Source organism: Janthinobacterium sp. 35, from assembly GCF_002754575.1.
GTDB classification, from domain to species: Bacteria; Pseudomonadota; Gammaproteobacteria; order Burkholderiales; family Burkholderiaceae_D; genus Janthinobacterium; species Janthinobacterium tructae.
Genome location: NZ_PEFN01000001.1, coordinates 3,557,454 through 3,580,245, shown reverse-complemented (window position 1 = coordinate 3,580,245; position 22,792 = coordinate 3,557,454). Strand labels below are relative to the sequence as shown.

The 22,792-nt window shown below is 63.7% G+C and carries 21 protein-coding genes and 2 tRNA genes; 15 read left to right on the top strand and 8 right to left on the bottom strand.

The genetic code is table 11. From position 1 onward, the window contains the following. Nucleotides 1–300: 300 nt before the first annotated feature. The 3 genes from CLU93_RS15930 to CLU93_RS15920 form a co-directional block, all read right to left on the bottom strand. Complete coding sequence (locus CLU93_RS15930) at nucleotides 301–1,581, bottom strand: TRAP transporter large permease (protein WP_099762241.1); 1,281 nt, start codon at nucleotides 1,579–1,581, stop codon at nucleotides 301–303. Further along, nucleotides 1,578–2,150, bottom strand: a complete 573-nt coding sequence (locus CLU93_RS15925; RefSeq protein WP_099762240.1) for a TRAP transporter small permease — start codon at nucleotides 2,148–2,150, stop codon at nucleotides 1,578–1,580. Before CLU93_RS15925 ends, CLU93_RS15930 begins: the two co-directional genes overlap by 4 nt. Before the next feature lie 115 nt (nucleotides 2,151–2,265). Continuing rightward, the gene (locus CLU93_RS15920; RefSeq protein WP_373629880.1) at nucleotides 2,266–3,258 is read right to left on the bottom strand and encodes a TRAP transporter substrate-binding protein; all 993 of its coding nucleotides are present in this window, start codon (nucleotides 3,256–3,258) and stop codon (nucleotides 2,266–2,268) included. Nucleotides 3,259–3,443: 185 nt separating this feature from the next. On the opposite strand from CLU93_RS15920, the gene CLU93_RS15915 reads away from it, so the two are divergent. Both CLU93_RS15915 and CLU93_RS15910 read left to right on the top strand, forming a co-directional pair. Continuing rightward, nucleotides 3,444–5,429 carry a sensor histidine kinase gene (locus tag CLU93_RS15915; RefSeq protein WP_099762238.1) on the top strand — a complete coding sequence of 662 codons (1,986 nt, stop codon included), beginning with the start codon at nucleotides 3,444–3,446 and terminating at the stop codon, nucleotides 5,427–5,429. An 18-nt stretch (nucleotides 5,430–5,447) separates the two neighbouring features. After that, nucleotides 5,448–6,032, top strand: a complete 585-nt coding sequence (locus tag CLU93_RS15910; RefSeq protein ID WP_099762237.1) for a response regulator transcription factor — start codon at nucleotides 5,448–5,450, stop codon at nucleotides 6,030–6,032. Between the two features lie 188 nt (nucleotides 6,033–6,220). Here the strand turns inward: CLU93_RS15910 and CLU93_RS15905 are convergent, their stop codons facing one another. After that, on the bottom strand, nucleotides 6,221–7,048 hold the full coding sequence (locus CLU93_RS15905) for a siderophore-interacting protein (protein WP_099762236.1): 828 nt from the start codon (nucleotides 7,046–7,048) through the stop codon (nucleotides 6,221–6,223). A gap of 22 nt (nucleotides 7,049–7,070) precedes the next feature. Continuing rightward, on the bottom strand, nucleotides 7,071–7,712 hold the full coding sequence (locus tag CLU93_RS15900; protein ID WP_099762235.1) for a PadR family transcriptional regulator: 642 nt from the start codon (nucleotides 7,710–7,712) through the stop codon (nucleotides 7,071–7,073). A 146-nt stretch (nucleotides 7,713–7,858) separates the two neighbouring features. Between CLU93_RS15900 and CLU93_RS15895 the strand changes: the two genes are divergently transcribed. Continuing rightward, on the top strand, nucleotides 7,859–8,203 hold the full coding sequence (locus tag CLU93_RS15895) for a DUF3052 family protein (RefSeq protein ID WP_165829540.1): 345 nt from the start codon (nucleotides 7,859–7,861) through the stop codon (nucleotides 8,201–8,203). Nucleotides 8,204–8,210: 7 nt separating this feature from the next. Here CLU93_RS15895 and queG read toward each other — a convergent pair whose 3' ends face one another. Continuing rightward, nucleotides 8,211–9,302, bottom strand: a complete 1,092-nt coding sequence (gene queG, locus CLU93_RS15890) for a tRNA epoxyqueuosine(34) reductase QueG (protein ID WP_099762233.1) — start codon at nucleotides 9,300–9,302, stop codon at nucleotides 8,211–8,213. Between the two features lie 78 nt (nucleotides 9,303–9,380). On the opposite strand from queG, the gene tsaE reads away from it, so the two are divergent. From tsaE to CLU93_RS15875, 3 genes are read left to right on the top strand one after another with little or no spacing between them, the layout of a single operon-like run. Continuing rightward, nucleotides 9,381–9,869 carry a tRNA (adenosine(37)-N6)-threonylcarbamoyltransferase complex ATPase subunit type 1 TsaE gene (gene tsaE / locus CLU93_RS15885; RefSeq protein WP_034780043.1) on the top strand — a complete coding sequence of 163 codons (489 nt, stop codon included), beginning with the start codon at nucleotides 9,381–9,383 and terminating at the stop codon, nucleotides 9,867–9,869. Then, nucleotides 9,833–11,230 (top strand): N-acetylmuramoyl-L-alanine amidase, encoded by a 1,398-nt coding sequence (locus CLU93_RS15880; RefSeq protein WP_099762232.1) that lies wholly within the window; start codon nucleotides 9,833–9,835, stop codon nucleotides 11,228–11,230. The genes tsaE and CLU93_RS15880 overlap by 37 nt, the downstream gene beginning before the upstream one ends. Before the next feature lie 13 nt (nucleotides 11,231–11,243). Then, a complete protein-coding gene (locus CLU93_RS15875; RefSeq protein ID WP_257224984.1) occupies nucleotides 11,244–12,080 on the top strand; it encodes a D-hexose-6-phosphate mutarotase in 837 nt (278 codons plus the stop codon). Here CLU93_RS15875 and CLU93_RS15870 read toward each other — a convergent pair. Beyond that, on the bottom strand, nucleotides 12,077–12,988 hold the full coding sequence (locus CLU93_RS15870) for a carbonic anhydrase (protein ID WP_373629851.1): 912 nt from the start codon (nucleotides 12,986–12,988) through the stop codon (nucleotides 12,077–12,079). The two genes, CLU93_RS15875 and CLU93_RS15870, sit on opposite strands and share 4 nt — an antisense overlap. Between CLU93_RS15870 and CLU93_RS28605 the strand changes: the two genes are divergently transcribed. Continuing rightward, entirely contained in the window at nucleotides 12,987–13,178 is a 192-nt protein-coding gene (locus tag CLU93_RS28605; RefSeq protein ID WP_257225150.1) for a hypothetical protein, read from the top strand. The two genes, CLU93_RS15870 and CLU93_RS28605, sit on opposite strands and share 2 nt — an antisense overlap. Before the next feature lie 99 nt (nucleotides 13,179–13,277). Here the strand turns inward: CLU93_RS28605 and CLU93_RS15865 are convergent, their stop codons facing one another. Further along, nucleotides 13,278–13,928, bottom strand: coding sequence for a VTT domain-containing protein (locus CLU93_RS15865; protein WP_071075583.1), 651 nt, complete (start codon nucleotides 13,926–13,928; stop codon nucleotides 13,278–13,280). Nucleotides 13,929–14,176: 248 nt separating this feature from the next. Between CLU93_RS15865 and CLU93_RS15860 the strand changes: the two genes are divergently transcribed. The 8 genes from CLU93_RS15860 to CLU93_RS15825 all read left to right on the top strand — a co-directional run bounded on the left by CLU93_RS15860 (nucleotide 14,177) and on the right by CLU93_RS15825 (nucleotide 22,750). Beyond that, the gene (locus CLU93_RS15860) at nucleotides 14,177–15,115 is read left to right on the top strand and encodes a peptidylprolyl isomerase (RefSeq protein ID WP_099762230.1); all 939 of its coding nucleotides are present in this window, start codon (nucleotides 14,177–14,179) and stop codon (nucleotides 15,113–15,115) included. A 118-nt stretch (nucleotides 15,116–15,233) separates the two neighbouring features. Further along, nucleotides 15,234–17,138, top strand: a complete 1,905-nt coding sequence (mutL, locus tag CLU93_RS15855) for a DNA mismatch repair endonuclease MutL (RefSeq protein ID WP_099762229.1) — start codon at nucleotides 15,234–15,236, stop codon at nucleotides 17,136–17,138. 96 nt (nucleotides 17,139–17,234) lie between these two features. Next, entirely contained in the window at nucleotides 17,235–18,182 is a 948-nt protein-coding gene (gene miaA, locus CLU93_RS15850) for a tRNA (adenosine(37)-N6)-dimethylallyltransferase MiaA (protein ID WP_099762228.1), read from the top strand. Between the two features lie 91 nt (nucleotides 18,183–18,273). Continuing rightward, nucleotides 18,274–18,350, top strand: a tRNA-Met gene (locus CLU93_RS15845). A gap of 60 nt (nucleotides 18,351–18,410) precedes the next feature. After that, a tRNA-Met gene (locus CLU93_RS15840) sits at nucleotides 18,411–18,487 on the top strand. 182 nt (nucleotides 18,488–18,669) lie between these two features. Further along, the gene (locus CLU93_RS15835; protein ID WP_218968342.1) at nucleotides 18,670–19,197 is read left to right on the top strand and encodes a sigma-70 family RNA polymerase sigma factor; all 528 of its coding nucleotides are present in this window, start codon (nucleotides 18,670–18,672) and stop codon (nucleotides 19,195–19,197) included. Then, a complete protein-coding gene (locus tag CLU93_RS15830) occupies nucleotides 19,194–20,183 on the top strand; it encodes a FecR family protein (protein WP_099762226.1) in 990 nt (329 codons plus the stop codon). Before CLU93_RS15835 ends, CLU93_RS15830 begins: the two co-directional genes overlap by 4 nt. A gap of 83 nt (nucleotides 20,184–20,266) precedes the next feature. Continuing rightward, nucleotides 20,267–22,750, top strand: a complete 2,484-nt coding sequence (locus CLU93_RS15825; RefSeq protein WP_099762225.1) for a TonB-dependent siderophore receptor — start codon at nucleotides 20,267–20,269, stop codon at nucleotides 22,748–22,750. The last annotated feature ends 42 nt before the right edge of the window (nucleotides 22,751–22,792 follow it).

Here is a 22,792-nt window from a genome sequence, read left to right as displayed (position 1 = left end):
CAATCGGTGCGCTTCAAATATTGCTTCACGTTCCCGGTCGTTTGGGTCCGCCGGTGCCGGCTTGTGGCGGCAGACAGCGATGACTCAACAACTTCTGTGAAACGTGTGTCTCCTCAATATATCCCCGGTATCAATACCGTTTTTATAGACTACTCCCCCACCAACCTTGTTGCCAATTCTGTATTTCAGCCTTGCTACCAGGGCGTATAAGCAACTACGTTTTCCCCCTTAAGGCTGCCCATCATAGCGCATTTATTCGGCCGGATCGACTTTTTTTGCACCATGACGGGGACAACTGTTTTAGTTGTAAATTAAATTTGGCAGCCACAGCGAGATTTGTGGTACGTAGGTAATCAGCATCAGGAAGGCCAGCATCGTCAGCAGCCATGGCATCACGGCCACGGTCAATTCGGAAATGCCCATCTTGGTGATGCCGGACGCCACGTACAGATTCAGGCCCACGGGCGGATGGCACATGCCCACCTCCATATTGACCACGATCAAGATGCCGAAGTGCACAGGATCGATGCCCAGCTTCATGGCGACGGGGAACAAAATCGGCGCCATGATCAGCACGATCGATGACGGCTCCATGACGTTACCCGCCAACAACAACAGCACGTTGACCACCAGCAGGAAGCTGATCACGCCCAGGCCCTTGCCCGTGATCCACTCGGCCATCGCTTGCGGGATGTTTTCGCTGGTCATCAGGAACGAGAACAGCACGGCGTTCGTGATGATGTACAACAGCATCGCCGACATGGCGGCCGAATCGAGCAAGACCTTGCCCACTTGCTTGATCTTCAAGTCCTTGTAGACGAAGACGGCGATGATGAAGGCGTACACGGCAGCCATGGCGGCCGCTTCCGTGGGCGTAAACGCGCCCGAGTAGATGCCGCCCATGACGATGACGATCAGCAGCAGGCCCCAGGCGCTTTTCTTGAAGGTGATGAAGCGTTCGCCCCAGCTGGCCTTCTTCATGCGCGGATAGTTGTGCTTGCGCGCCAAGAACCACGTGGTCAGGCCCAGCAGCATGGCCAGCATCATGCCGGGAATCACGCCCGCCATGAACAGCTTGCCCACCGAGGTGTTGGTGCTGACCGAATACATCACCATCACGATCGACGGCGGTATCAGAATGCCCAGCGCGCCCGAGGTGGTGATGACGCCGGCGCCGAAGCCGCGCGGATAGCCCTGCTTGACCATGGCCGGCAGGATGATGGAGCCGATCGCCACGACCGTGGCGGGACTGGAGCCGGAAACGGCGGCAAACAGCGCGCACGCCATCACGCCGGCCAGCGCCAGGCCGCCATGCCAGTGGCCCACCATGGAACTGGCGAAGTTGATCATGCGCCGCGCCACCCCGCCATGCGTGAGGAAGTTGCCCGCCAAAATGAAGAACGGAATGGCCATGATCTCGAACTTCTCGATGCCCGTGAAAATCTTCAGGGCTACCGATTCGATGGGCACGCTGGTCATGGTAAACAGGAACGTCAGTACCGTCAGGCCCAGCGAAATGGAAATCGGCATGCCGGTCAGCATCAGCGCCAGCAGCAACACAAAAATAATCAGCGCGTTCATGCCTTGGCTCCTTTTTCTTCCGCCGTCAATTCCTCTTCCAGCCCCTCGACATGCGAGTGGTCATGTTTGGGCAAGGTGCCCGTCTTGATGAAATGCACCATCACCTGCAGGAAGCGGAAGCACATCAGGTAAGAACCGAGCGGCACGGCCAGGTAGACCAGCCACATCGGCACTTCCATGTCGGCCGAAGTCTGGTCCGTGTGGCCGATCGACCACACGAAGCTGGCGCCCAGGGTACCGACGATACCCGTAAACAGGGCACCGGCACCGAGGCCGAAGACGACGAAACGGTCGCGCCAGCGCGGGTTCATGCGGTTGATCAAGACGTCGACGCCCACGTGGATGCCCGTGCGCACACCATACGCGGCGCCGAACTTGGCCATCCAGACGAACATGTAGATGCACAGTTCCTGGGCCCAGCTGGTATTGATTTGAATCAGGAAGTCTTGCACGACCGGTATCGGCAAGCCTGCCAGGTAGCGGTGCACGACCGCGACGAAGATGATGAAGGTAGCTGCGCCCATCAGGGACGCGATCAGCCACTCTTCCAGGTGATCCAGAAATTTCATGGTGGACTTTCAAAGAATGCGGGTACGCTGGCACCCGCGCAGGACGCGCAGGTGCCGTTGCTACAGAAAGACAGGATGTCCCTGACAGCCGCGCCGGGTGGCGCGGCCAGCGCGATTACTTCGCGCTTTCCTTGTTGATGGCCGAGATCAGATCCTTGCCGATGCGCCCTTCCATGGCCTTCTGCACGGGCGCCAGAGCCTTGCGCCACTCGGCCTGTTCCTGCACCGTCAAGGTATAGATCTGCGTCTTGCCCGATTTCTTGATGGCCTCGAGGGCCTGGTCGTTGTCACGCTGGGCGATGGCTTTTTCAAACGTGGTCGCTTCGCGCATGGCTTTTTCCAGCTGGCCGCGGATATCGGGCGGCAAGCCATCCCAGAATTTCTTGTTGACGATGACGGCATAGCCCAGGTAACCGTGGTTCGATATGGTCACGTGCTTTTGCACTTCATGCATCTTTTGCGTGTACATATTCGATGGCGGATTTTCCGTGCCGTCGACCACGCCCGTCTGCAGCGCCTGATACACTTCCGAGAAGGCCAGTACCTGCGGATTGGCGCCCAGCGCGCGCATTTGCGCGTCGAGCACCTTCGACGACTGGATGCGCAACTTCAAGCCCTTGAAGTCGGCCGGGTTGTGCAGCGGCTTGTTGGCCGACATCACCTTGAAGCCATTGTCCCAGTAAGCCAGGCCCGTGATACCCTTGGGTTCCAGCTTCTTCAGCAGGCTCTTGCCGATTTCGCCTTCGGTGACGTTGTACAGCGCCGTCTTGGTGGGGAAGATGTAAGGCAGGTCGAAGGCTTCGAATTCCTTCACGCCCAGCGGGCCGAACTTGGCCAGCGACGGCGCCAGCATCTGCACGGCGCCCAGTTGCAGCGCTTCGAGTTCTTCCTTGTCCTTGTAGAGCTGGCTGTTCGGGTACAGTTCGACCTTGACCTTGCCATTCGTGGCTTTTTCGGCCAGCTGCTTGAAGCGCTCGGCGGCCTGGCCTTTCGGCGTGTCGGTCGCCACGACGTGGCTGAACTTGATGACGATGGGGGCTTGCGCATAAGCGTGGACGCCGGCAGTGGCGCCGATGGCTGCGCACAGCGCGACGAACATGGTTTTCATCTGCATTTTTGTCTCCTGGATGGTTTTTGAAAAAAACTTTATTATTTGTCTACTTCAATATTGTGCCAAAGAAACTGTCCCGGCTATTGTGGTTAACCACAATAGCCAGCTCCCGATAAGCCGCTACCCTGCCAGCCATGCCGACTCCCCCCACCCTTGCACGCCGCTTCAAGCTATCGAGCCCGATGCGCTGGCTACTGCCCGTCATCCTGCTGCTGCTGTTCCTGTCCATCCTGTTCTGGCTGCCCTGGCAGGCGCGCCAGATGGAAAGCAACGAGCGCCAGGAGCAGCTGATCGCCGACACCCTGTGGGTGGAGCAAACCATCCGCTTCCAGCTGGCGCGCAACGAGGAAAGCCTGTTCAACCTGGGTGTGGACATCGCCAGCGCCTCGCTGGGCGCGGAAAAAGTGCACGAACGGCTGCAGCAGATGTTGCGCAATGGCCGCGAATTGCAGCGCGTGCTGTGGCTCGACACCAGCGGCAAGGTGCTGGCCAGCAGCGACAGCAATCTGCCGCACGCGCTGGCGTTTTCACCGGCTTCACTGACGGCGGCCGACAATGCACGCCGCCTGCACCGGGGCCAGTACGCCCAGCCTTCGCAGCAAAGCGGTTTTCCCGACGCGCCGCCGGGCGCCATGCTGATGGATTACCACCAGCCCCTGTTCGATGGCCAGCGCTATGTGGGCAGCCTGGTGGCCACCTACCAGATCAGCAGCCTGCTCGATGAAATGGTACCGTGGTGGTTTGCCCAGGATAACCAGATTTCGCTGATCGACCGCGACGACAAGGTGCTGGCGCGGCGCGCCGCCGCCGGTCCCGGCCACGGCGTGTACACGCACAAGCGCGCGCTCGACGTGCCCGGCGCCACCATCATCCTGTTTACCGACAGCGTGAAAAGCCAGCCCAAGCTGCTGCCCAATTTGCTGGTCGGCTCCGTCATCGCCCTGTCGCTGGGTTTGCTGTGGAGCTTGCTGGCACTGTGGCGGCATATTTCGCGCCGCCTGGTGGCTGAAGGGGCGCTGCGCCAGCAGATGCTGTTTCGCACGGCGATGGAAAACTCGCTGGTGACGGGCATGCGCGCGCGCGACCTGGAAGGAAGAGTCACCTACGTGAATCCCGCCTTCTGCCAGATCGTCGGTTATCCGGCCGAGGAAATCCTGGGCCGTTTGCCACCCATGCCCTACTGGGTGCCGGAAGCACTGGAGGAGTACCAGCAGCGCTTCGTCAAGGCGCTGGCCGGCAATCCCACGCCGCAGTTCGAAACCTATTTCCAGCGCCCCGACGGCACGCGCGTGGCCGTGCTGATCTTCGAAGCGCCGCTGGTGGACAAGAACGGCAAGCAGACAGGCTGGATGGGCTCCGTGCTCGACATCTCGGACCGCAAACGGGTCGAGGAACTGAATCGCCAGCAGCAGGAAAAACTGCAAACCAGTTCGCGCCTGGCCACCATGGGCGAGCTGGCCTCGATGCTGGCACATGAACTGAACCAGCCGCTGGCGGCCATTTCCAGCTACACGACAGGGGCCCTGAATTTGATCCGCCGCGCCATCGAGCACGACGCCCCCGTCGATCCGAACACCCTGAAGCCGGCGCTGGAACAGGCCAGCGCGCAGGCGCAGCGGGCCGGCCAGATCATCCGCAGCGTGCATGATTTCGTGCGCAAGAGCGAACCGCAGCGCCAGGATATCGCCATCCGCACCGTGATCGACGGCATCCGTGCGCTGATCGAGCTGCAGGCACGCAAATATTATGTCACCATCCAGGAAGAGCTGCCGCCGGACCTGCCGCTGCTGCGCGCCGACCCCGTGATGATCGAACAAGTACTGCTGAACCTGACGCGCAACGCCATCGAGGCGATGCAGGACGCGGCGCCCGGACGGCGTATCATGCGCCTGCGGGCCAGCCACGACGCGCAGCAGGGCATGGTGACGGTGGACGTGATCGACCATGGCCACGGCATTGCGCAAGACGTGGCCGAGCGGCTGTTTTCGCCGTTTTTCTCGACCAAGTCCGAAGGCATGGGCATGGGCCTGAACATCTGCCGCACCGCGATTGAATTTCACGGCGGCGCGCTGACCTTCGGCGCCAACCCCGCTGGCGGTACGATCTTTACCTTCAGCGTGCCGGCCGCGCCGCGCATTCAGCACCAAGCACTAACCGATAACCAATAACGACGAGCCGGAGACACCATGCTACACATCATCGACGACGAAGAGGTCGTACGCGACTCGCTGTCCTGGCTGGCCGCCTCGCGCAGCATCGACGCGCGCATCTACGCCAGCGCCCAGCAATTCCTCGATAGCCTCGACGGCAACTTCGACGCCGCCGGCGACTGCGTGCTGCTCGACGTGCGCATGCCCGACATGAACGGCATCGCCCTGTTCGACCAGCTGGTCAAGCGCGACCTGACGGCGCGCCTGCCGGTGATTTTCCTCACCGGCCACGGCGACGTGCCGATGGCCGTCGACAGCCTGAAACGGGGCGCCTTCGATTTCTTTGAAAAGCCGTTCAACGACAACGACCTGATGGACCGCGTGCAGCAGGGCCTGGCCAACTCGCGCCAGGCGGGCGAGCTGGCCGCCGTACACGCGCGCCTGGCCACCCTGTCATCGCGCGAACGCGAAGTGCTGGACCTGATTTTGGCGGGCAAGATGAACAAGGTGGTGGCCGACAAGCTGGGCATCAGCATGCGCACCGTGGAAGTCCACCGCGCGCATATCTTCGACAAAATGCAGGTCAAGACGGCGGTGGAGCTGGCGGGGTTGTTGAAGTGATGCTGCGGGTGATGTCGGATTACGCGGCGCTAATCCGACCTACGATCTCATTCGCAGCGTAGGTCGGGTTAGGTGATGTTGGATTACGCGGCGCTGACGCGCCGCTAATCCAACCTACATTGCAATGTAGGTCGGGTTAGCGCAACGCGCGTAACCCGACACCACCACAATCACCACCGCCACCGCCATCACTCATCATGATGCTCGTGATGCTCCGCCGCCCCATGCTTCCAGTAACTGGCCACATGCAGGTGCTGCTTCGGCACCCCGGCGTCGATAAAATGCCCGCGCAAGCCCTGCACCTGCGCATGCTCGCACGCCACCCACACATAGCCGTCGCCCTCAGATGGCAGCGCGACCTTCGCCAATTCTTCCAGTAACAAGGGGCCGCTGCGGCCATTGCGCGCCACCCAGCGCAGGTCCAGCTGCGCGGCGCACTCGAGCGTGATCTGTTCGCCGTCTTCGACGATTTCAATCACGGCCATCGCCCGTGCTGTGGCCGGCAACTGCTCCAGGCGACGGGCAATCGCCGGCAAGGCCGTCTGGTCGCCCACCAGCACATACCAGTCGAAATCAAGCGGCACCAGCATCGAGCCGCGCGGTCCGCCCACGCCCAGAGTCTGGCCGGGCGCGGCTTGCGCCGCCCACAGCGATGCAGGGCCATCGCCATGCAGTACAAAATCGATTTCCAGCTCGCGCCGCTCGGCGTCATAGCGGCGCGGCGTGTAGTTGCGGGCGATGGGACGCGCGCCTGGCGCATACTGGATCGGGTTGGCGCCATTGCCCAGCACGGGGAACACGGGAGTAGTCTGCCCCGGGGCGGGGAAGAACAGTTTTACGTGATCGTCGTGCGCCGGCGAGACAAAACCGTCCAGGTCGTCGCCCGCCAGGGTGATGCGGCGCATGTGCGGCGTCAGTTGCTCGGTGCGCACGACGGTGAGCACGCGCAGTGTCAAGTCATGCCGCACGCGCTCGATGGCGTGCGGGCGTGGCGTTGCAGGTGATGCGTTAGTCATTGCTTGTCCTTGTAAAGTGGGCTCAGTGGCCGTCGACGATGGCGTTCGCCGCCTGTTCCAGCACGGCGGAGACGCGCTCGGCTTCCGCCTCGCTCCAGCTGCTCTTGTTCAGCAACAGCGCATGCTTGAGCGTGTGCATGGCCTGGCGCACGCGCTCGGGCAAGGCGTTTTTCGCCTGGACGCGGGCAAACATGTCGAGGCGGGCCAGGATGCCGTCCACCTGGGCACGGTTCTCGTCGAGATACGCGCGCCCCAGCTCCGTGATCGTATAGAGCTTCTTGCCGCTGGCGCTTTCGGAGGACGTCACATGGTCCTGCTCTTCCAGCAAGGTCAGGGTCGGATACACGGCGCCCGGACTGGGGGCGTAGGCGCCGCCGCAACGCTCTTCGATGGCCTTGATGATTTCATAGCCGTGGCGGGGGCTGATTTCGATCAGCGCCAGCACGATCAGCGGCAGGTCGCCGCGGCCGAAGACGCGCTCGGCCCGCTCACCGCGCCCTCGTCCACCTGGGCCACCGGGGCCGCCATGGCCCATGCCGTCGCCGCGCTCGTCGAAACCGCGCGGACCACGGCCGTGCATGAAGTATTCGTGGCGATGCTCGCCATGATGGTGGTGGTGATGTTGGCCGCAATGGCCGTGTTCTGCGTGCTGTGAGTTTCTCATGTTTTCTCTTTAAAGATATATCGTTAGTAGGTATCGCCATTTTATAACGATATATCGATAAGTCAAGGAGAAATTTGTTATGCTCTCCTTTTCCCACTCCAAACGCCCATGCCATGCCTGACAAAACCGCCTTTGAGAAAATGGTTGTGAAAAATGCCAAGGCCCTGGCCGTGCTCAATGACGGCAGCGAGCATGCGGCCCTGCTGGCGCAGTTGCCGGCGGAGCGGCTGGCACGGGATGGTGAAAATGCCGACTGGCTATTGCTGTTCGCGCGCAGCCGTGCGGAACTGGAGCAGTATCTGCCGCTGGCGCAGGCGCGCCTGGCGCCCGGCGGCGCGGTCTGGGTGGCGTACCGCAAGGGCGGCGCGAAAGCGGGCAGCGACATCCACCGCGACGATATCCGCAGTTTTGCGCAAACGATAGGGCTCGACAGCGTGGCGATGGTCGCCATCGATAGTGAGTGGTCGGCGCTGCGCCTGAAACAAGTTTAAACGCAGGTCAGGCGACGCCGTGCAGTGCCAGCGCCCATTCGACGTGCTCGCGCACGATGGCCGACGGGTGCTCGCGGCGCGACAGCAGGGCCGCGACGATGTCGGCCTGGCCCCGGGCCTTGGCGGCCGCGTTGCCCATGCCGACGGCCAGGTTGCGCAGCCAGCGTTCGTGGCCGATGCGGCGGATCGCGCTGCCTTCCATGCGGCGGTTGAATTCCTCTTCCGTCCAGGCGAACAGCTGCACCATGCCGGCGCTGCCCAGGCTGTGGCGCTCGTCGAAGTCGGGTACCACGGCACGCTGGGCGAACTTGTTCCACGGGCAGACGGTCTGGCAATCGTCACAGCCGTACACCTTGTTGCCGATCAAGGGGCGCATCTCGACGGGAATGGCGCCCTTCAATTCGATGGTCAGGTAGGAAATGCAGCGGCGCGCGTCGAGCTGGTACGGCCCCAGGATGGCTTGCGTCGGGCACACCGTGATGCACGCCGAGCACTGGCCGCAGCGCGGAGTCTCCGGCGGGTCGACGGGCAGCGGCACGTCGATGAGGATCTCGCCGAGAAAAAAGAAGGAGCCGCCCTGGCGGTTGATCAGCAAGGTGTGCTTGCCGCGCCAGCCCAGGCCGCCCTTTTGCGCCAGCGCCACTTCCATCACGGGCGCCGAATCGCTGAAGACGCGGTAGCCGAAGTCGCCGATCTCGCCGCGGATAAGCTCGGCCAGCTGCTGCAGGCGCGAACGCATCACCTTGTGGTAGTCGCGGCCCCGCGCATACACGGAAATGACGGCCGCCGACGGATCGGCGTCGCGCGCCGCCTCGTGCGTGCGCCAGTCGGGATCCAGCGCCGGCGGCAGATAATTCATGCGCGCGCTGATGGCGCGCACCGTGCCCGGCACCAGTTCGGCCGGGCGCGCGCGCTTCATGCCGTGGCTGGCCATGTACTCCATTTCGCCGTGGTACCCTGCATCGAGCCAGGCTTGCAAGGGCGCTTCCATGTGCGACAGGTCCACGTCGGCGATGCGCACCTCGGCAAAACCGAGCTCGCGCCCCCATTCTTTGATGGTGCGCGCCAGGGCGGCGAGATCGGTGACGGTGGCAGACATAGGGGACTTTACGGAAAACGGCAGGCGCGCGGGCGGTTACAATGACAGCAGCCTCCATTTTATGCGATACCGAAGATAATGACCGAACACTTCAAAGCCCACCTCCACGATGAAGCCGGCACCGCCGCGCTGGGCGCCGCGCTGGCGCGCGCACTGGCGCCCGGCCTGGCGATCTACCTGCACGGCGACCTGGGTGCCGGCAAGACGGCCCTCACGCGCGCCCTGCTGCACGCGGCCGGCCATGCGGGCCACGTGAAAAGCCCCACCTATACGCTGTCCGAACCGTACACGGTGCAACTCGATGGCCAGAGCGTCAATGTCATCCACTTCGACCTGTACCGCATGGGCAGCGCCGAGGAATTTCTCGACGCCGGTTTTCGCGAAGACTTCGACGGCCGCAATATCTGCATCGTCGAATGGCCCGAGAAAGCCGAACCGGTGCTGCCGCCGGCCGACCTGAATATTTATTTGAACGTTGCGGGTACAGGACGTGATGTAGAATTGCAAGCGTCTTCTGAATTGGGTCTGTCATGCCTTCACCGTCTCAAATTCGCCCCGAACCTTTGATCTCCTCGCCCATCACCCGGCGCACGGTACTCAAGGCCGGCGGCACCCTGCTGTTGTCCGTGTTCGCGCCCATGTCGGCGATGGCGGCGCAAATTCTCGCCGTGCGCGTCTGGCCGGCCGAGGACTACACCCGCGTCACGCTGGAAAACGACAGCATCCTGAAGGCGACCCACTTCATCGTCAAGGACCCGGAACGGCTGGTGGTCGACATCGAAGGACTGGAGCTCAATCCCACCTTGAAGGGCCTGGTGGCGAAGATCCAGTCGAACGACCCGTACATCAAGCAGGTGCGCGTGGGCCAGAATCGGCCAAACGTCGTGCGCCTGGTGTTCGACCTGAAAGAGGAAGTCACGCCGCAGCTGTTTACCCTGCCGCCGGCCGGCTCCTACAACCACCGCCTGATCTTCGACCTGTATCCCGTGCACGAGCCGGACCTGATCGCGCAGATGATCGAAAAGGGCGACTGGTCGAGCGACCCGGCCAAGCCACCGATGGCCGGCACGCATACGCCGCCACCCGCGCTGCCCCTGCCCGACAGCGGCAAGCCGCCCGTGGCCATCGCGCCGCCGGTGGCGACCATCGTGCCGCCCGTGCCCGATATCCGCCCGGAACAGCGCCCCGAAGCGCGCCCCCTGCCGGGCCAGAAAGTGGTGCGCATGATTACCATTGCGCTCGACCCCGGCCACGGCGGTGAAGACCCGGGCGCCATGGGCAGCCGCGGCAGCCGCGAAAAAGACGTGGTGCTGGCCATCGCCAAGCGCCTGAAAACCAAGCTGGAACTGCAACCGAACATGCGCGTCATGCTCACGCGCGACGCCGATTTCTTCGTCCCGCTGGGCATGCGCGTGGAAAAGGCGCGCAAGGTGCAGGCCGACCTGTTCGTCTCGATCCACGCCGACGCGTTCATCCAGCCGACGGCGCGCGGCTCGTCCGTCTTCGTGCTGTCCGAAAAGGGCGCCACCTCGACGGCTGCGCGCTGGCTGGCCAACAAGGAAAACCAGGCCGACCTGATCGGCGGCGTGAACGTGAAAAACCACGACAAGCAGCTGGCCAGCGTGCTGCTCGACCTGTCGACGACGGCGCAGATCAATGACAGCATGAAGCTGGGCAAGGCCGTGCTGCGCGAAATCGGCGGCATCAACCGCCTGCACAAGGGCTCCGTCGAGCAAGCCGGCTTCGCCGTGCTGAAAGCGCCGGACATCCCTTCCATCCTGATCGAGACGGCCTTCATCTCGAATCCGGAAGAAGAAGCCAAGCTGACCGACAACGGCTACCAGGACCAGATGGCCGACGCCATCGTCACGGGCATCAAGAATTACTTTGCCAAGAATCCGCCGCTGGCGAAAAGCCGATTGACCTGACATGGACACCCGCATGAACAAGAGTACTTTTGGCCAATTGCCTGCGGTGACCATCCGCGCCGCCGATGGCGCACAGGCTACCGTCACCCTGTACGGCGGCCACCTGGTGTCATGGCGGACCAGCGATGGCCAGGAGCGCCTGTTCTGCAGCCGCGATTCCGCCCTCGACGGCAGCCGCGCCATCCGTGGCGGCGTACCCGTGATCTTCCCTCAGTTCGGCGCGCGCGGCACGGGCATGCGCCACGGTTTTGCGCGCGTGGCGACCTGGCAGCTGGAATCGACCGGCGACGCCGATGGCGCCGCCCATGCGGTATTTACCTTGCAGCACACGGACCTGCCGGACGCAATCGCCACCACCTGGCCCTGGGCCTTCACCCTGCGCCTGCGCGTGGCCGTCAAGGCGCAGGCGCTGGAGCTGAGTCTGTCCGTGCACAACACGGGCGAGCAGGCGTTTCCGTTCTCGGCCGCCCTGCACAGCTATTTTTCGATCGATCAATTGAGCGAGGCGCGCATAGGCGGCCTGCAGCGCGTGCGCTATTCGGACGAGACGCCGCAAGATGCCTTGCAGGCGGAAGAGCTGTTGCAATTCGCGGACAAGCTCGATCGCATCTACTACCAGTTGCCGGGCGCCTTGACCCTGCAGTCTGGCAACCACACCCTGCGCCTGGAGCAGCAGGGCTTTACCGATGCCGTCGTATGGAACCCGGGCGCGCAAGACGCGGCCGCCCTGCCCGACCTGGCCGACGACGAATACCAGCGCTTCATCTGCATCGAGCCGGCCCTGATCCAGCCCGATACGCTCGCTGCTGGGGCGCAATGGACCGGCCGCCAGCACCTCGAATTCGTTTAATTCGATTCCTTGATGATGCGTCCGTTGGCTGGTTGAATCGGACGCGCATTTAACGGATACAAACGGCTGAACAGCGCCATCTGCGCCGGCGACGCCTGCACCGGCTGCTTCATCACCAGCCACAACACGCCTTCGCTGCACGGCGGCTCCGTCATCGATCCCATGTAGGTGTAGTAATCGCGCCGCACCGGCAGCATCTCGGCCGGATCGAGCAGGATGGTCGGCTGCATGGTCTCGAGTTTTTCCAGCGGCAGGTTATTCCACACCGTCTGGATGGTCGCTTGCGGCGCACCGCGTTCCAGCAGCAGGGCCAGCACGGCCAGCCGGCCTTCCGCATCGCGGTGCACCAGGTGCACCACCATTTCAAACGCCTTGCCATTGATGCGCTCTTCGGACGGGCGGTGGAAATGGAATTGCTGCAGCTCGAACATGCGGTTCTGCACCGTGATGTAATTGCCGCCGCTCACGCCCACCTGTACCGTGTGGCCATTGTCGACCACATTGAACGATGACGGGTGGTAGTCAAAGCTGATCTGCTCGAGTTCCACTTTCATGCCATCGCGGATATCGATCGGCGACTGGCGGCTGCCATTGCCGCACTTGGCCCAGTCGACATTGATCTTGCTCCAGTTGGCCGGGCCGCTGTCGCCCTCGTACGACCAGTGCGTGCCGCGCGCCACGGGAGGTGGTGGCGGTGGCGCCGCTTTCACCACGGCAGCGCGCCTGGCGCGGGCGGCGGCGCGGGCCGCCTGGGTGGCGCGCATTTCCGCCAGGCGCGCCGCGATACGTTCGGACAGGTCGACTTCGGCCGCTTCTTCCTTCTCGCGCGCCGTGGGCGCGACCACGACAGGCGCCTTGACCTCCTTCTTGCCCTCCTTGCCCTTCACCGATTCGGTCAGGGTTTTCATGGCGGCCGCGCGCGCCGACGCCGACATCGGCGCGGACGCGCTGGCGCTCGCCGCAGCGGGGGCATCTTTGGCGCTTGCCATGACCGCCATCGCGGCAAGGCTGCAAGCTAACAGGGCGCTCAAATGTCGCATGGAAATCCAGAAAGAGAGAACACCCTCTGGTTTACGGCTGGAAAGCAACAAAACTTGAATCAGCGGGGGAGTAAAACAGAAACGAGGCAGAGAAAAACGGGATCCGGGGCCGGCTGCGGACTGTGCCGCAGCGCGCTTGCCCCGTATCCATGCGGCCTTACGCCGACTTGCCGACCATGCGCTTGTAGAGTTTCCACATGCCGCCCAGTACCACCGGCACCACGGCGGCGCCGACACCGATCAGCACGATCAAGGTCAGGTGGTCGCGGATCCACGGGATATTGCCGAAGAAGTAGCCCGCCGTCACCAGACCGACCACCCACAACAGGGCGCCCGTCACGTTGTACATCTGGAAGCGCGCATGCGTCATGTCGGAAATGCCGGCCACGAACGGCGCGAAGGTGCGCACCACCGGCACGAAACGGGCCAGGATGATGGTCTTGCCGCCGTGCTTTTCAAAAAATTCATGCGTGCGGCGCATGGCATCCTTGTTAATCCAGCGGTAATCGTGGGTAAACACCCTTTGCCCGATGGCCTCGCCTATCCAGTAATTGAGCGTGTTGCCCGTGACGGCAGCCGTCACCAGCAAGGCAATCAGCAAGCCCAGGTGCATCTGTCCCGTCGCGCAAAACGCGCCGGCGATAAATAGTAAAGTATCCCCAGGGAAGAAGAACAGCACCACGAGGCCTGTCTCGCAAAAAATAATGGCAAACAGCACTGCATACACGAGGGTACCGTACTGCTCGATCAAGAGACCCAGCGTCTTGTCGACATGCACGATCATGTCGAGGAATTGCACAAAATCCATATATTTTTCCCTAAAGGTAGCGGCGGAATCATACACCACCCGGCCAGCGCAACGGCAGTCCCCTGCCCGATATTTCAGGATTAATTATGTGCTGCCCTTGCGCGTGTGGCAATTTAAGTAAAGGTTAAGGAAACGCCGCCTCGGCAGGCCACTCTCAGTATTGCTATCTGCAATGTTTTTCCAACGAAATATTGCCATTCCGGTATACACTTTCTGACCGGTGCAATCCGCGCCGACCAGGAGAGAATATGTATCTGCATACACTGAGCGGCCTGAGCATGGCCAGCGTGCTGGGCCTTGCCCAGTTGTCCGCCCACGCGGCGCCCGTCCAGATCAAGGCACCCGCCGAACTGCCCGCCAAGGCGACCTTGGCCGACGTGATCAAGGCTTCGAAACCGTCCGACTGGCGTGCGCTGGACCCGGACAACACCCTGTACATGGACATTCCCGCCGGCCGCGTGGTGATCGAACTGGCGCCCGACTTCGCACCCAGGCACGTGGCCAATATCAAGGCACTGGTCGCCGAACAGTATTACGACGGCCTGGCCATCACGCGCGCGCAGGACAACTGGGTGGCGCAGTGGGGCGATCCGAACGAGAAAAATCCCAAGCCGATCCAGCATGCCCGGCGCACCCTGCCCGGCGAATTCACGGTCCCTTTGAAAAACATCAAGAGCTTCACGCGCCTGCCTGACGTCGATGGCTATGCGCCGCAAGTGGGTCATTCGAACGGTTTCCCGTCCGCGCGCGATCCGAAAACCGGCACGGCCTGGCTCACGCATTGCTATGCCACCGTCGGCGTGGGCCGCGACAGCGCCAGCGACAGCGGCGGCGGCACCGAGCTGTACGCCGTCATCGGCCAGTCGCCGCGCCACCTGGACCGCGACATCACCGTCGTCGGCAGAGTCGTCTCCGGCATGCCATTGCTGTCGACCCTGCCGCGCGGCACGGCGCCCATGGGCTTTTATGACAGCCCCGAGAAAAACGTGCCGATCAAGGCCGTCCGCCTGGCCGCCAGCGTGCCTTTGGCACAGCGCGTGAACCTGGAAGTGATGCGCACCGACAGCGCCGCCTACCAGGCCGTGCTGGAAGCCCAGCGCCACCGCGGCGGCCCGTGGAGCAAGGTCACGGCCGGCCACGTCGACCTGTGCAATGCGCCGATACCGGTGCGGGAGGTGGGGAAGTAAAGCGACCCGAAAGGCAAATTCCGGGGTCGTACCCTCAGGGTACGACCCCGGCCTTCGTTTTGGGTTTCGGGCATCAGCACAGCAGCGCCTCCCCTTGCGAACCCGTTATAATCAGGGCATGAACGCTCCCATTACGCCCCACCGCCCGATCCAGGCCCTGCCTGACCAGTTGATTTCGCAAATCGCCGCTGGCGAGGTGGTCGAGCGGCCGTCGGCTGTCGTCAAGGAATTGCTGGAAAACGCGCTCGACTCGGGCGCCACGCAGATCACGGTACGGCTGGAAGAAGGGGGCGTGAAACGCATCGCCATTACCGACAACGGGCGCGGCATCGATAAAGATCAGTTGCCGCTGGCCCTGGCGCGCCACGCCACCTCGAAGATCGCTTCGCTGCACGACCTGGAAAACGTGGGCACCCTGGGCTTTCGCGGCGAGGCGCTGGCCTCGATCGCCTCGGTGGCCGCCGTCACCGTGACCTCGCGCACGGCGGACGCCGCCCATGCGTGGGAAATCGTCGGCTCGCACAATGGCAGCGTCTCGCCGTCGTCGGGCGCGCACGGCACTACGGTCGACGTGCAAGACCTGTATTTCAACACGCCCGCGCGGCGCAAATTCCTCAAATCGGAGCAAACGGAATACGGCCACTGCGCCGAAGTCGTGCGCCGCATCGCCCTGGCGCGCCCCGACGTGTCGTTCTCGCTGTCGCACAACGGGCGCACCATCGACCAGTGGAATATCAGCGAACTGGCCAAGCGCAGCGCCCACATCCTGGGCAATGACTTCGCCGAAGCGCGCCTGGCGCTGGACGAGTCGGCCGGCACCCTGCGCATCCACGGCTTTGCCGGCTTGCCGACGGCATCGAAGGCGCGCGCCGATGGCCAGTTCTTTTATGTCAACGGGCGCTTCGTGCGCGACAAGCTGCTGGTGCATGCCGTGCGCATGGCCTACCAGGACGTGCTGCATGGCGACCGTTTTCCCTCCTACGTGCTGGCGCTCGACCTCGACCCGGCCCTGGTCGACGTCAACGTGCACCCGTCGAAGATCGAAGTGCGCTTCCGCGACAGCCGCTCCGTGCACCAATTCGTCTTCCATGCGGTGCAGCGCGCGCTGGCGCAAACGTCGGCCACGGCGTTTGGCAGCGTGCCGGCGCCCCTGCCGGCCGCCTCCACCCTGAGTGGCGACAGCGGCTCGGGCACGGGCGGCCCAGGCATCTGGCGCCGCGAGCAGACGCAAACCTCGTTCGGCACACAATTCACGAATACCTTCGCACCAGCGGCACCCGGCGCGGCCCGCCCCTTCTTTGCCGACGCGCCAGGCGTGGGGCAAGACACGGCGGCCTACGGTGCCCTGTTCGGCGGCAGCGCCGCCAGTTCGCCGATCACGCAGGTGGAGCCCTACATCGCCTCGCCCGAAGCGATGGCGCGCGAAGAATATCCGCTGGGCTTTGCCCTGGCCCAGCTGCACGGCATCTACATCCTGGCGCAAAACACCAAGGGCCTGGTGCTGGTCGACATGCACGCCGCGCACGAGCGCATCCTGTACGAGCAGTTGAAGAACGCGCTGCAGGCACAGGTGTCGGGCCAGGACATGCAGGTGCAATCCTTGCTGATCCCCGTGACGTTCTATGCCGATGCCATCGAAGTGTCGACGGCAAATGAAAACCAGGACACATTAAAAGCGCTGGGCTTCGACATCGCCGCCCTGTCGCCCACCACCCTGGCCGTGCGCTCCGTGCCGACCCTGCTCAAAAACGCCGACGCGCAAACCCTGGCGCGCGACGTGCTGCGCGACGTGCGCGAATATGGCGGCTCGCGCGTGCTCATCGAGCGCCAGAACGAATTGCTGGGCACCCTGGCCTGCCACACCGCCGTGCGCGCCAACCGCATTCTGTCGGTGCAGGAGATGAACGCCCTCTTACGCCAGATGGAGAGCACGGAGCGCGCCGACCAGTGCAACCATGGCCGGCCGACGTGGGTGCAGGTCGAGATCAACGCGCTCGATAAACTGTTCCTGCGCGGGCAATAACTTTCACCCCGAACGGCAAGGGCTGGGGTCGGACCCTCAGGGTCCGACCCCGGTATTTTGACGTTGGGGTGTGCATCACACAAAACATAGAGCACCATGAAAAACACTCCACACCTCCCCCTGGCCGTCGCCATCATGGGCCCCACGGCCAGCGGCAAGACGGCCAGTGCGCTGGCCATCGCGCAAGCCATCCCGTCCGAGATCATTTCCGTCGATTCCGCCCTCGTTTACCGGGGCATGGATATTGGCACGGCCAAGCCGTCGCAGGAAGAACTGGCCCAGGTACCGCATCATTTGATCGACATCATCGATCCGCTCGATGCGTATTCCGTGGCACAGTTCCGCAACGATACGCTGCGCCTGGTGAGCGAAATCTGCGCGCGCGGCAAGCTGCCACTGCTGGTCGGCGGCACCATGCTGTACTTCAAGGGCCTGGCCGATGGCCTCGACGACTTGCCCGGCGCCGATCCTGCCTTGCGCGCCCAGTTGGAGGAAGATGCAGCCGCCATCGGCTGGCCCGCCATGCATGCGCGTCTGGCGCAGCAAGACCCCGTCACGGCCGCGCGCCTGGCGCCGCAGGACGCGCAGCGCATCGGCCGCGCGCTGGAAATCATCGCCCTGTCCGGCCAGCCCATGTCGGCCCTGCTGGCCCGGCGCGAAAAGACCGTGCTGCCATTTCAGTTGCAATCGTTCGCGCTGGAACCGTCGGACCGCGCCGTGCTGCACGCGCGCATCGCCACGCGCTTCGACCTCATGCTGAAAGACGATGCCCTGCTCGATGAAGTGGAACAGCTGCGCCGGCGCGGCGACCTGCATCCAGGCCTGCCCTCGATGCGCTGCGTGGGCTACCGCCAGGCCTGGGAATACCTCGATGGCCGCATCGACCGCGCCACCTTGCGCGAGACGGGCATCATCGCCACGCGCCAGCTGGCCAAACGGCAGCTGACCTGGCTGCGCTCGATGCCGGAACGCAGCGTCATCGATTGCCTGGGCACTGATCCAGCCTCGTCCATGCTGGCACAAATCCAGCCATTGCTAAAGTAACCACCACCGATGCGCACGCAGAAAAATCCGCACATTTTTTTGCACCGGCATTGACAAGGAAATCGGAAGACTGGATAATGCTCGGCTGTTGGGTGATATAGCTCAGTTGGTTAGAGCACAGCATTCATAATGCTGGGGTCGGTGGTTCAAGTCCACCTATCACCACCAAAGAACATCGATCAGGTTTTTTACTGATCAAAACCAGCATCCGGTCTGACCGGTCTGTTTGGTGATATAGCTCAGTTGGTTAGAGCACAGCATTCATAATGCTGGGGTCGGTGGTTCAAGTCCACCTATCACCACCAAGAATTTGCAGTATTGATAAACCCGCCCCTGCCCCGTGCAGCGGCGGGTTTTTTCATTTCCGGCAGCACCACGCATGCGGCCTGCGCGCAACACCTCCCCCATCCGCATGCAATCGGGGATTGTGGCAAGCCGCCACTGGCGCTTACAATGAGAATAATTCTCATTCATATTAATGCCTCTCATGTCCGCCATCCAGCCCAGCCTGCAGCAGCAAGTGCACACGCTCTACAGCGAGCATCACGGCTGGCTGGTCGGCTGGCTGCGCAAAAAACTCAGCTGCCCGCATGGCGCAGCCGATGTGGCGCAAGATACCTTTTTACGCATCATCGCCTCGCGCGACGCGCTGTTCGGCATGCGCGAGCCGCGCGCCTACTTGTCCACCACGGCGAAGCGCTTGCTGCTCGACCGCGCGCGCCGGCAACTACTCGAGCGCAGCTATCTGGCGGAACTGGCCCTGCTGGCCGACAGCCTGCCCGGCGCACCGTCGCCGGACGAGATCCTGATGGCCGTGCAGGCGCTCGGGCAGATCGCCACGGCGCTGGATGGTTTGTCCAGCAAGGCACGCGACGCCTTTTTGCTGCACTACCTGGAAGAGCTGCCGCAGGCCGCCGTCGCCGCGCAACTGAACGTCTCCACGCGCATGGTGCAAAAATACCTGGTGCAAGCCTTGCTGGCCTGCCGCCACGCCTGCCCGGCCATGGCGGCATGAATAGCCCCCGCGCGGATATCGCCGCCGAACTGGCCGCGCGCTGGATCGTGCGCCTGAGCGCCGACGACCCGGCCGAGCGCGACACCGCACAGGCCGGCTTCGCCGCGTGGAAGGCGGCCGACCCGCGGCACGCGAGCGCGGCCGCCGGCATGGAAAACCTGCTGCGTCAATTGAGCGCCGTGCGCGAGCCGGCCGGCGGCGACCATCGGCCGGCGCGCGCCGCCCTGGCCGCCATCGCGCCAAAGCGTCCCCGTCAGCGTTCCCGCCAGCTGGCCGCCGCCAGCGCCGTGGCCGTGCTGCTGACCGGTGCGCTGCTCATCGGCGAGCGCCCCGCCTACCTGCTGGCCGACCTGCGCAGCCCCACCGGGCAATGGTCCGCGCATACCCTGGCCGATGGCAGCCGCCTCACCCTGGCCGGCGGCAGCGCCGTCAACGTGCGTTTCAACGCGGGCGAGCGGCATGTGGAGCTGGTGCGTGGCGACATCCTCGTCGACGTGGCCAAGGATGCGCAGCGCCCCTTCATCGTCGACAGCAAGCAGGCGGCGATCCGCGCGCTGGGCACGCGTTTTAGCGTGCGCAGCGAAGACGGCGCCACCATCCTGAGCATGCTGGAATCCAAGGTGCTGGCGCAGGTGCCGCAACATCCGGCCGTCGTGGTCCAGGCGGGCCAGCGCACGCGCATCACGGACGATGGCGTCGGACCACTGACCAGCATCGATGCGGCCAGCGTGCAGGACGCGTGGCGCGCGCGCCAGTTGGTGGTCGACGACTTGCCGCTGACCGAGGTGCTCGACGAGCTGGCCCGTCACCGCCCCGGCCAGCTGCATTACGACCGCGCGCAGATCGCGGGCATCCGCGTGGCCGCCGTGCTGCCGCTGGACGACACGGACAAGGCGCTGCAGCTGCTCATCGACAATTTTCCGCAGTTGCGCATCCGCATGCTGACGCGCTATCTGGTGATGGTGGACGCTCCGGCCAAAAAATAATGCGCATTATTTCGCGTGCGTGGTTCCACTTTGCGCATCTCGTGCGTCAAGGCAGCTGAGATCAATCAAAAAAGGCTGTCACCATGTCCGCTCGAATCGTTAACGTTTCCTCACCGCGCGCGCTGCGCACGCGGCTGCATCCATTCGCCCTGGCTGCCCTGCTGCTGGCCGGCGCCGGCCTGCACACCCAGGTGCTGGCCCAGGCCGCGCCGGCGGTCGCCAGCTACGCCATCCCCGCCGGTCCGCTGGCCGGCGCCCTGAATCGCTATGCCCAGCAGGCGGGCGTGTCCATCGTCATCGATGCATCCAAGGTCCAGGGCTTGACCAGTGCCGGGCTGCAGGGCAGCCACGCCATCGAGGACGGCTTTGCCGTACTGCTGCGCGGCAGCGGCTACGCCATCGGCAAGACGGCGACCGGCTATGTGCTGGTGGCCGCGCCGGCGTCCGCCCCCACGGCAGCGGCCAGCGCCGCCTCGGCAGCCGAGCGCACCATGCCCTCGATTACCATCGTCGGCCAGGCCGAGCAAGGCGCCACCACGGAAGGCAGCGGTTCCTACACGGCGCGCAAGATCAGCATCGGCAAGGGCGAGCAAGCGATGAAGGACATTCCCCAATCGGTGAGCGTGCTGACGCGCCAGCGCCTGGACGACCAGGGCATCACGGACTTGCGCGAAGCCGTCAATAACGTCACCGGCGTGGTGGGCGTGCATGGCGTGGGACCGGGCGTGGTCATCACGGCGCGCGGCTTCCAGATCGACCAGTGGCAGTACGACGGCGTGCCGATCGACCGCAACACCTATGCGCTGGGTAACTGGGGCCAGGAAAACATGGTCATCTACGACCGCCTGGAAGTGCTGCGCGGCGCTTCCGGCATGCTGGTCGGCACGGGCAGCCCCGGCGGTTCCGTCAGCCTGGTACGCAAGCGCCCGACCGCCACGCGCAGCGTCAGCATGACGGCGCGCGCCGGCTCGTGGGACCATGTTGGTGCCCAACTCGACGTCAGCAGCCCCTTGAACGCGGACGCCAGCCTGCGCGGACGCGTTATTGTCGATGAAGACGATACCCACTCCTTCGTCGACCAGGTGTGGAGCAAGAACCGCACCCTGTACGCGGCGCTCGACTATGACCTGGGACCGGCCACCACCCTGGGCCTGGCCATCAGCAACGTCAACGACCACGGCCGCCCCACCTTCATCGGCCTGCCCCGCTACGCGGACGGCAGCGCGCTGAACCTGCCCCGCTCCACCTTCACGGGCGCCGACTGGAACCGCAGCGAAGCCAGGCAAACCAACGTGTATCTCGACCTGGAACACCATTTCAACAGCCAGTGGAGCCTGAAGGCATCGGCCGTGAGCATGAAAGAAAACACCAGTTCCGTGCACCAGCGCGTGGCCATGCCCATCAATCCCGACGGCAGCGGCGCGCGCTATGGCGACTTTGGCATGGATTTCGACAACCGCAAGCGCGGCATCGATGCCTACGTACGCGGCAAATTCGACGGCCTGGGCATGGCGCAGGAGGTCCTCGTGGGCGCCAGCTATGTCACGCTGGCGTCGGACGACGTCTATGCCCGCGCCTGGGAATCCGGCGCGGACGTCTTCAACATCAGGCACAACCGCCCATGGCAAGACCTCGACAGCATCGCCGCGCGCGGCGTGCGGCCCGTCAGCACCTACGAAATACGCCAGAAGGGCCTGTATGGCAGCTGGAACGGCCAGTTGACCGGCAAGCTGAAAGCCGTGCTGGGCGGACGTTTCAGCTGGTATGACTTCGTGTACGCGACGCCCACAGGTCCCGAAGAGCAGCTCAACGCCAGCGCCAGGTTCACGCCCTCGGCGGCACTGATCTACGCACTCGATCCGCAATGGTCGGCCTACGCCAGCTATGCCGACATCTTCACGCCACAAAGCATCCGCGATGCGCAAGACAAGGTTCTCAAGCCCATCACGGGCAGCAACTACGAGGCGGGCATCAAGGGGGAACTGATGGATGGCAAGGTCAACACCTCGCTGGCCGTGTTCCGCTACGACCACAAGAACCGTGCCGTCACCGACTATGATGGGGGCATGGTGTGCCCCGACGGGTACTGCTCGCGTGCCTCGGGCAAGGTGCGCAGCCAGGGCCTGGAAGCGGAAGTGTCGGGCGAGGTGGCGCGCGGCTTGCAGCTGTCGGCCGGCTACGCCTATACGACGACGACCTATCTGAACGACCCGGACAATCAGGGCAAGGTCTTTTCCACCTGGACGCCGAAACACATGCTGCGTGTTTGGTCCAGCTATACCCTGCCCGGTGCATGGGACAAGTTCAGCGTGGGCGCCGGCGTCAACACGCAAAGCCATACGGTCGATACCGCGTACAAGTTCAAGGTTGCCGGCTTCTCGATCTGGAATGCGCGCCTGGCCTGGCAAGCCACGCCGCAGGTGGCCCTGTCGGTCAACGTCAACAACGTCTTCGACAAGCGCTATATCATCCCGGCCTACAACACCACCGGTTCGAACAACTACTATGGCGACCCGCGCAACGTGCAACTCACCCTGAAGTACACGCCGAAGTGGGAAGACGATTGAGAAGCTGAGCACCGGCACGATGGCCGCGCTGCGTGACTGGCC